Below are 9,379 nucleotides of genomic sequence, written 5' to 3'. Positions count from 1 at the left end.
TTGCTCGCTTTAGCTCTCTAGGGTCTCGATTGCTAGCTATAAATTCTTCCAGAGTCATGAGAACATGGTGGTAAATTTATATTCCATGATATCTCATTTTTCTTCAAAATCATTTAGGATTGGTATAGGACATTGCTATTAGCAACGCTCGTCTGAGTTAAGGACCAAGTCCATAAAAATCGACCACTCAGATGAAAGATAGCTACGCCTACCAAAAGTAGGATATCGACAATTTTGTAACCTGACTGTGGTTCAGATTTTTTGTTCGATGTTTGAGTGCGTACTTGGTTTATTCCATTCCATAAACCAAAGACTAGAGTAGCTATCCAAAGACGATTGAATACTATTGCATTAGCACTTATTTCTTGAAGAGAAAACCTGATTAAGATGGCTGTTATAGATAAAGCAAGTAAGGCAATTACTAATAATAGTATTGGTAGTAATTCTGATGAGGTTTGCTCTCTATTGTCTTCTGTTAGTATTGCTTTCATCGTTTGGTGTTAGATTTTGACTCAAAATACCGATATTTTGCCAATATTTAGCTATCCAAGGATAGCTAATCTAAAGCAATCCTTGGTTTGAAAACCCGAGGATACTATAGATGTTATATATATAGCAAGTCTTATACCCATGAGGTACAAATCTCTGGTTTTTAGGGACTTCGGAGCAGGGACTTCGGAGCAGGGAAGAATGAAGAGGGAAGAGGGAAGAGGGAAGAGGGAAAAAATAATGTGTACCTCATAGCTATGATAAACGCTATAACGTCTATAGAGGTGTTTTAATTGTGGGTGATGCTGACGTTAATTTGGTCTTTTGGGTCTGTTATATTACACTCATTATGAATGAATTATTAGCTGATAGGTTAGGCTAGTTTAGCTAAACTAGAACCTACTATTCTGCTCCAAATAATAGTCTAATTATAAACTATCATGAACACCAAATCAAAGGGAATCAGTATCAAGTTTTTATATCACGTCTGGAGGATTAGTGATGATTAACAATATCGTAATTTTTACTATGGACAATTAAACGGATTTGATATAACATCCTGTCCGATAGTATTGGCAATGTATCCTAGGGTTTGCCTTACTATTATTATTGCGATATTGCTTATTGCGATATTGCGATATTGCGATAAGCAATATCCCATTCTTATTACTTTCCCGTAGCGGCTGCGAAGGAGCATCCCTTAGGGGCGACCGGGCGAGCATCTCCTTGAGCCTAATCAGTGAGTGCGATATCTGCTATTCTTTACCAGATATGGTAAACTTTAACCTTATCAGTAACTAAGCACCTAATTTGGGATCATTTCCCATTCCCTTGTCTACCATTAAAGTGGCAACTGATCCAAAAAATCCCCAAACAGTCAACTGCTAATGCCACTAAAGCGATGACCAATACCATCCAATGCACCTTAACTGGAAACATCGAGTCAGTAGCTCAGGTAAACTATATCCTTAGTGAGGATGGCATTCGATTCAAAATCAAAACCTTGCCCACTGATGATATTCCTACTGGAATCCATTCCTGGCAAGTCGCTCCCAATACTAGCTCAGATGGTGTAATAGGCTCTCTCTACCTAGAAGCCATGACTGAGACAGTCAAGGAGGAGCAATGGTTAATCGCTGGCAGAGTAGTGCAGTTAGGAAAACGGGGACAGTTTGTACAACTCAAAGTGTCCAGACCAGGACAGAAAACCCTGAAAATCAGTGTCTTAGGCTCTAACAAGCACATGAAGATTGGGGAACTGTGGGAAGTGGTTGCTAAGCGCCAACGAGATACCCTGATTTTACATCGAGCTTTACCCCAAGGAGAGCACAATTCCAATAGTCGCCCAGGGAAGAAAAACCGCAGCCACAAACCGGTCGAGTCTAGGAAGTATAAACATGAGTCAACATTTCAACAAACCCAAACAACCTTGTTACAGCAGGCTCTGACCAGGCTATCAGATGACCATTATCCCTCCAAATCCACACTAGCTGCTCCCCCGACGGAAACCATTAATAGAGTCTTAGCCACGTTGAAACAGAAAACCGATGTCAACGATTGGCAATTAGACTTGCCTAAACAGCGAGGTCGAACAAGATGGGAATGGGAAGCGTTTTCCCCTTCAACCCAGCAACAAGCACGAGTGAGTTTGAAGGGAAACTATATCCACGTATATTATTACCAGTTTCCGGATATCCCATCTGCAAGTGTTGATTCTCAATCCTATGATCGTTTAATTGTTACTCCTTTAGGAGCAGCTAGAAGCATTGGTGCCAGTTGTTTCCAAATTCTGATTGGGCCATATGAAGTACTCTTAGACTGTGGGACTCGACCCAAAGGCTACGACCCTTTGCCCGCCTTGGACTATCTGGATAATCCTCACCTGCTCCTGATCTCCCATAGCCATCAAGACCATCTTGGTGCTGTGCCCGTCTTTCACAGCCGCTACCCTGGTGCGCGGATGATTTCCACTCATGGCACCAGGGAAATTGCCCATGTCATGCTCAGGGATGGACTGAAGATACAGCAACTGAATGAAGACTCTCCAGAGTTATTTGATGAGGCCGATTTAGAACAAACCTTGTTTCAATTGGAAACTCAACCAGTAGGCAAAGACTTTGAGGCATTACCGGGACTAATGGTAAGGTTCATCAATGCCGGGCATATCTTGGGTGCGGCTTGTATCTATCTGCGCTATAAGGATATGTCTTTACTCTATACCGGAGACTTCCACACTACCAATAGTCGCACCACTAACGGCTTGAATTTAGCTGAGCTTCCTGAAGCGGATATTTTAATTACTGAGTCTACCTATGGTTCCTCTGTCCACCCCGCTAGAAGAAATCAAGAAACTGCATTGATGGAATCCATTGCTGAAGTAGTGCAAGCTGGGGGCAATGTCTTGATTCCCTCTTTTGCTTTGGGTAGAGCTCAGGAAATCCTCTTAGCCATCCGAACTTCCAAGCTATTTAATAAATTAACAGTTCCCATCTTTGTGGATGGATTGGTCAGAGCAGTCACAGAGGTATTTCGAGAAAACCTGGACTTATTGCCTATTCCAGTTCAGAACTTAGTTAAGATTAACGGCCAGGAGCCATTCTTTGATAAAACCAGTACACCCCCGATTATTTCTATCGAAAACCCTCGGGAACGTCCGATTGCGATCGCAAAACCCAGTGTAATTGTGGCCAGTTCCGGTATGCTCACCGGTGGACCGTCAGTCTATTATGCCTCAGCACTGCTAGAGCGAGAGAATGCTGCCATCTTTATTTCTGGCTACACTGATGAAGAATCCCCTGGCCGCCTCCTGCAAAGTCTCAAAACTGGGGACACTGTTGAACTAGATGGGAAATCAATTACCGTCAAAGCTCAAATCAAACGGTTTAACCTCTCTGCCCATACCGATAAGGTGGGACTCGGACAAGTAATCAACAAGGTAAAGCCCAAGCACCTAGTCTTAATTCATGGAGAATTAGAAGCCTTACACCAAGTAGCCCGGTCTGGAGACAATCAGTCCTTATGCTATATCCATATTCCTGGTGTCGGAGATAAAATTGAATTAGGAGTAGCACCGGAACAGCTTTCCCGACAGCAGATTGCTAAGATTCAGCAACCCCAAGAGTTTGACGTGATGGTAGAGAGCTTTGGTACCGATGCTTGGTTGCGAGTTCCCGAAGAGGTGGTGGAAAAAGACCCTCGATGGCAGACCTTGAGTATCAGCGGCATTATCAAAGCGCGATGGGATGGTGTGAATCTCAAGCTTGCTCCCATGCAACCGGAAATGATACTTCAGGAAGAAGAGATTGAAGCAGGGCTTAAGAGTGGAAAGCATTGCTGTGCCGTGTGTCAGTTTTTCAGTGGTAGATTTTGTCAGTCTCCTGATAGTCCTTTGTTTGAGCGGAGGGTTGATCCCTTGGCAATCTGTGATCAATTCCAATCTAAAGTCCAGGATTTGTCAACTCTTGACACTGAACTTCTGTGGTCAGAGGAAGTTGATTACTAGCAGGATCCCTCTCCTACTCCATATCTCCGAGATTTTCCCGAGATTATCCATTTCAAAAAGGCGGCACCCAGATTCGAACTGGGGATAAAGGCTTTGCAGGCCCCTGCCTTACCACTTGGCTATGCCGCCACTAGTTGTTTAGTATATCATAACTATATCAGTTTTCAATTTTAATAATATCTCTGAATTACCCATGTTAAAAATTTTCCCGCGTCCACTGCGTCCCCTTTGTCCGGTGCTGACCTAGTCAAGGAAGACGCAAAGAACGCTGATAAGTAGGTTTTTTATTGGTTAATTGTGCCGTTGGGCATAGTTACCTGATTTAAATTAGTGTTATCGAAATTAGCACCATTGGTCATAGCATCCCTGAGATCAGACCTTTCTAAGTCTGCCCTGGCCAGATCGGTACCATTGAGATTGGCACCAGTCAAGTTAGCTCCTGTTAAATCTGTATTACTTAAATTGGCACCAGTCAGGTTAGCACCGCTTAAATCCGCATTGGCTAAATCTGCTCCAGCCAAATCGGCACCGGTGAGATTGGCATTGCTGAAGTTAGCCTGACTTAAATCAGCACGGCTGAAATTAGCACCAGTCAGGTTAGCATTAGTCAAATCTACTCCTGACAAGTCCACATTCGTACAATCTGCCCCACTGAGGTTAGCACCCCTGAGGTTTTTCTCGATCAGGGGTGTACACTTGTTAATATGCCCTGAGCCTATATTATCCGCAAACGCTGTGGGTTCCTCTTGAGACACACTTACCTGTATTGGCTCCGCTTCTGCAACTGCTCCAGTTTCCAATCGCTCAGGTTCTGCAACTGGTCTAGGTTCTACAAAACTGGCTAACCATCCTATACCCGCAAGAGCGAGTAAGACTGTACCCATACCAATCAACATCAGACCAGACCCATTACTATGATGTTTGGCGACTACGGATTTAGAATGCGTTCGCTTTTTAATCTCAGCAAGGGCTTTTTCCATAAATTCTGGGGGAATTTGTGCCTCTTTACCTGCTTCAATCAACTCCTTTACAGAATAGCTTTGGTTGTGCTGAGCATAGAGTTGAGCCGCTAGGGCGAAGGCTTGGTGGGCTTGGTCTTCAGGGATACGATCTTTTGGGAGTTTCATAATTATTAGGAAGCTTAGGAAGCCAGTCAGAGCTGAGATAGTATAAGAGTCAGGCTGTCAAGCCTGTCACTTTCTAATCTAGCAAGCCAGACTTTTAAGTGTTAATGGTTGCTTAATCGAGCTTGGTGACCTCACGGCTAAACTGATCACGGAAGTGAGGGTAATCTATCCCGCCAGTCAAGAAACTGACCTTAAGGTGACGCGGGGCCGATGGTTGACTAGCGATGTTCCGTTCGCGAACACAATGGAATTTATTCTTTTGTATTTTGCTAATACTTGCTAACTAGCGTTGGGGGTTGTTAAGGGGGATAGGGTAGAGTTCCCACACTATATCTGAAAGATTAGGGTGTGGATGAATCCCATTATAATTAGATTTGTTCGCTCATTTCGCTCATAGTAACGTGGTCACCCTTCCTGTTCAACAAGAGCATCTGTTTAACCGCAGCCTGAACACCATCAAAGGTGTAAAACTACTCTTTGTCGAAGCAGAGCTGCTTTTCGATGTCTCTTGCCCTGATCTTGATGCCCTTAAGCAGCAACTGGAAAATCCCTTCTCGATCTTTGTCTGTGGAGAATTTAATGCCGGAAAATCCAGTGTGCTGAATCGCTTGAGTAATGACGAGCTAGCTGCTGTGGGCATACTTCCGACCACAAACTCGATTCAACCCTATTACCCAGAGGGGTTTGATGGCATTGTCTTTATTGATAGCCCAGGCACAAACTCGATCATTGAACGTCACCAAGCACTGACAGAGGATTATCTACAGCATGCTGATATCATCCTGTTTGTTACCTCAGTGGAACGACCTCTGACTAAATCAGAGCTGGACTTTCTCTCGTTAGTCAGTAAGATCTGGGTACGTAAAGTAATCGTTATTATTAATAAAGTGGATCTGATCACCCCACAAGAGAGTGAACAGATTATCTCACACGTCAAAGATGGACTTCGTGATGTCTTTACAGAAGTACCACCTTTATTTACAGTATCAACACGCACAGGTAAAGACATCGACACCCTACGAGACTTCTTACTAGAGTTTCTGGTAGAAGCTGAAAAAATACGGCTAAAACTTCAGGGTCCTCAGAACTCTTTATTAGTTTACCTAGAGCAGTTAGAGAAAAAGAACTATCAGGCACGGGAGAAAATCATTGCCGAAAAAACGATTTTTGACCGATCCCTGTTGCGAATCAATGAGCGCATTGAGCAATATGACCTTATTTTTGGTGTCTTTAGAGAAAAAATTCGTGACCTGTTTACCAATCTAATTCAACAATTACATAAGGTAATTCAGGATAATTTCGCATTCATTAGCCTATTAAAAAAACGTATTATTAGGGAAGACGATCTCCTGGAAGAAAAAGTAGCTAGGGCGATCAAGGAGGTAAAACTTGAGCAACAGATGGAGGATATTGTTAACGAAGCAGCATCAACCCTTGTGAAATATCGAGAACAAATTATTCGGGAAGCTAGGGAAGATTTACAAGTAGCAGCCACCCTCTCAGAAGACTCATTTCAGGTTCCCGAACTTAATAGTGGTAAAATTGATACCACTGCTATCTCTGACAATCTTAAGGTAGCGTCAGAAAAGGGACTCAACAACTTTTTGACCTTGGGAACAGCTGCCGCAGCAACAGGAATTGGGGGGCATGTAGTAGCCACCGCTGCACTATTTGATCTGTCAGCTTTTGTACTAGCTCTGATGTTGACCATGTTTAGCTTCAATGCGGTTCCTAAGCAGCGTGATAAGGCAACCCAACAGCTTGATGAAACCTTGCGTGAGTTGCAGAATAACTATACCGATAAGCTCAAACAAGGTTTGCAGCAAGAATTAGTAAATAGCCTCAAGCAGTTCACTGACTCTCTGAAGCCGAGACTGCAGGAAATTGACCATAAACTCGCTGCCAGTAATTCATTGGAGGATAATTTACAAAGTCTCCGGCAGGAGATTAACGATATTTTAAAGGAGGTAGAGCAGCTATAGCTGTCACGGCTGTTTCATCAAATGATTTTTAATATTCATAGTCGCAAGCTCACGGTCTACCCTGATTCGGAACGAGTCTTTGTTCATCTATTTGGCTCACAACCGACAGCATTCTGGCTAGACAGCTCTCGCGTAGAACCTGGTCTATCTCGTTTTTCTTTTATGGGAGATGGTACAGGACCAAACAGCCTGCTAGTGCAATACTCGATTACTGACCAGAAACTCACCATTAACTGCTCGGGCAAAACAACACATCGTAGAGAAAGTATCTTCTCCTATCTACACAGAGAACTTGAGCGCCGATACAACTGTTTAGAAGGACTTTCCTTTGACTTTAACTGTGGTTTTGTTGGCTACTTTGGTTACGAAATAAAGGCAGAATGTGGAGGAAATATCGTCCATCAATCGCCATTTCCAGATGCGATGTTTCTCTTAGCAGACCGAATTATTGCTTTTGACCATCAAGAGCAAGTCACTTATCTGTTGTGTCTGACTAAAAAAGGGGAAAATAGCCACGCCAATGCCTGGTTTGAAGGTATCGAAAAACAGCTTTGTAATCTACCTCCTCTGCCTCCTATTGAGTTAGACTATACTCATCGAAAAGTTAGCTTTCGATTGAGTCGTTCCTACCAGAGATATCTGGAAGATATTCAAGAAAGTCTGGATCAGATTAAAGCTGGAGAAAGCTACGAAATTTGCTTGACTAACAAAATTTATGCCAATATCGAACTTGACCCTTTGGCATTTTACCGAAGGTTGCGCCAGCTCAATCCTGCACCCTACTCTGCCTTCCTAAGATTTGGCGAGCTAGCAGTGGCTTGTTCATCCCCAGAACGATTCCTTAAAATTGACCCCTCAGGTTGGGTGGAATCTAAACCCATTAAAGGAACTGCCGCACGAGGCCAAACAGAAGAAGAAGATCAACTGCTGTGCGAGGGGTTACGCACTCAGGAAAAAAACCGTTGTGAAAACATAATGATTGTAGACTTACTTAGGAACGATTTGGGCAGGGTTTGCGAAATTGGCAGTGTCCATGTCCCTAAGTTAATGGATGTGGAAACCTATGCCACAGTTCATCAACTAGTGAGTACAATTCGGGGTCGTTTGCGTCCAGATGTACGGGTGGGAGACTGTATCCGTGCCACATTTCCTGGAGGCTCCATGACTGGTGCTCCTAAGATCTCAACCATGGAGATTATTGATCGATTGGAACTTCAGGCCAGGGGAATCTATTCCGGAGCGATTGGGTTTCTTGCACTCAACGGTGCTGCAGACCTTAACATTGTGATCCGAACTGCTGAGATTACTCCCAATCAAGTATCGATTGGTATCGGTGGTGCTCTGATTGCCTTATCGAATCCCCAGCTGGAATTTGAAGAAACCCTACTCAAGGCTGAAGCCCTAGTGCGTGCGATTGTCTACACGGTTTGTGGAGAGTTTTCCCCAGAGTTGTTTGATATTGATGGTTTACAAACCCAGATGGTGAATTGTTGATATAGCATTTCTCAATGGGTGAAGTCCCTCCTCCAGGGTTTTAGGGAGTAGGGAGTAGGGAGTAGGGAGTAGGGAGTACAGAGTAGGGGTAAGAAAATTAAATTTACCTTCCGAGCATCACTTGGGCGGTAGAGGTCGGAACTTAGTTCGGTAGAGTTGTTGAATTGCCAAAGCTACCAAACCAAGGGTAGTAATACCAAAGATAAACGTGGCTAGGGTACTGACTCCCACGACCAGCGTCCGAACTGCGATCGCAATTTTGAGGGCTGTCTGGGAGTTAGACGTTAGGGGTTTATTAGCAAAGGTTGTAGCAATGGAGGCAGTTAGAAAATAAATAGCGCTCGTCAATCCTCCAGAAATCAATGCTCCCGTAAGGCAGCGCCAGGGGGAAGGTAGCGCTTGAGTACTCTTAGGGGTTTCCGTGTCTTGGTTAGATGTTGTCATTAGTCATTAGTGACCAGTATTCAGCAAGTATTAACCAGGGTTTTAACTATTATCCGGTAGCTTGTTATCTATACTACGTGTTATCTCTACTAGTTGAACTCTCAGGAGGCTGACCGACAGGGGATTCTAAGCTGACACATCTCAACCAGTTATCGATACCAGGGTCAATAACGAAGCTACCAGATCTAATATTACCTTTGTGTGTAATACTTAGTAGTGACATACTCCCACACTGAATCGTAGATTACAGTGTGGGCTTCTTCCCAACTCCACCTATCGGTTCGGATACTCTGGAAGCTTTACTTCTGACGGGATGCCCCACCGCCAATTTCAATATATTG

At 43.7% G+C, this 9,379-nt stretch carries 6 protein-coding genes and 1 tRNA gene; 3 read left to right on the top strand and 4 right to left on the bottom strand.

Annotated elements, in window-relative coordinates; translation table 11 throughout:
* Window positions 1-113: 113 nt before the first annotated feature.
* The gene (locus F6K46_RS36160) at window positions 114-491 is read right to left on the bottom strand and encodes an EamA family transporter (RefSeq protein ID WP_293067329.1); all 378 of its coding nucleotides are present in this window, start codon (window positions 489-491) and stop codon (window positions 114-116) included.
* 899 nt (window positions 492-1,390) lie between these two features.
* Between F6K46_RS36160 and F6K46_RS36155 the strand changes: the two genes are divergently transcribed.
* The gene (locus F6K46_RS36155) at window positions 1,391-3,991 is read left to right on the top strand and encodes an MBL fold metallo-hydrolase (protein ID WP_293067326.1); all 2,601 of its coding nucleotides are present in this window, start codon (window positions 1,391-1,393) and stop codon (window positions 3,989-3,991) included.
* Between the two features lie 58 nt (window positions 3,992-4,049).
* Here F6K46_RS36155 and F6K46_RS36150 read toward each other — a convergent pair.
* A tRNA-Cys gene (locus F6K46_RS36150) sits at window positions 4,050-4,120 on the bottom strand.
* 155 nt (window positions 4,121-4,275) lie between these two features.
* On the bottom strand, window positions 4,276-5,118 hold the full coding sequence (locus F6K46_RS36145; RefSeq protein WP_293067323.1) for a pentapeptide repeat-containing protein: 843 nt from the start codon (window positions 5,116-5,118) through the stop codon (window positions 4,276-4,278).
* A gap of 374 nt (window positions 5,119-5,492) precedes the next feature.
* Here F6K46_RS36145 and F6K46_RS36140 point away from each other — a divergent pair, with 374 nt between their 5' ends.
* Window positions 5,493-7,100 carry a dynamin family protein gene (locus F6K46_RS36140; protein WP_293067320.1) on the top strand — a complete coding sequence of 536 codons (1,608 nt, stop codon included), beginning with the start codon at window positions 5,493-5,495 and terminating at the stop codon, window positions 7,098-7,100.
* A gap of 21 nt (window positions 7,101-7,121) precedes the next feature.
* On the top strand, window positions 7,122-8,594 hold the full coding sequence (gene pabB / locus F6K46_RS36135) for an aminodeoxychorismate synthase component I (RefSeq protein ID WP_293067318.1): 1,473 nt from the start codon (window positions 7,122-7,124) through the stop codon (window positions 8,592-8,594).
* Between the two features lie 117 nt (window positions 8,595-8,711).
* On the opposite strand, the gene F6K46_RS36130 is transcribed toward pabB, so the two are convergent.
* Entirely contained in the window at window positions 8,712-9,038 is a 327-nt protein-coding gene (locus F6K46_RS36130; RefSeq protein WP_070390873.1) for a DUF3082 domain-containing protein, read from the bottom strand.
* Window positions 9,039-9,379 lie beyond the last annotated feature (341 nt).

The sequence above is a fragment of the Moorena sp. SIO3E8 genome, from assembly GCF_010692445.1.
GTDB lineage: Bacteria > Cyanobacteriota > Cyanobacteriia > Cyanobacteriales > Coleofasciculaceae > Moorena > Moorena bouillonii.
Note: the sequence above shows the minus strand (reverse complement) of the source record. Positions and strands in the feature narration are given on the sequence as shown.

Bases quoted from the DNA above. Each gene is read 5' to 3' on its own strand.
- F6K46_RS36160 (WP_293067329.1), bottom strand. From the start codon at position 491: ATGAAAGCAATACTAACAGAAGACAATAGAGAGCAAACCTCATCAGAA.
- F6K46_RS36130 (WP_070390873.1), bottom strand. From the start codon at position 9,038: ATGACAACATCTAACCAAGACACGGAAACCCCTAAGAGTACTCAAGCG.
- F6K46_RS36155 (WP_293067326.1), top strand. From the start codon at position 1,391: ATGACCAATACCATCCAATGCACCTTAACTGGAAACATCGAGTCAGTA.
- F6K46_RS36145 (WP_293067323.1), bottom strand. From the start codon at position 5,118: ATGAAACTCCCAAAAGATCGTATCCCTGAAGACCAAGCCCACCAAGCC.
- pabB (WP_293067318.1), top strand. From the start codon at position 7,122: ATGATTTTTAATATTCATAGTCGCAAGCTCACGGTCTACCCTGATTCG.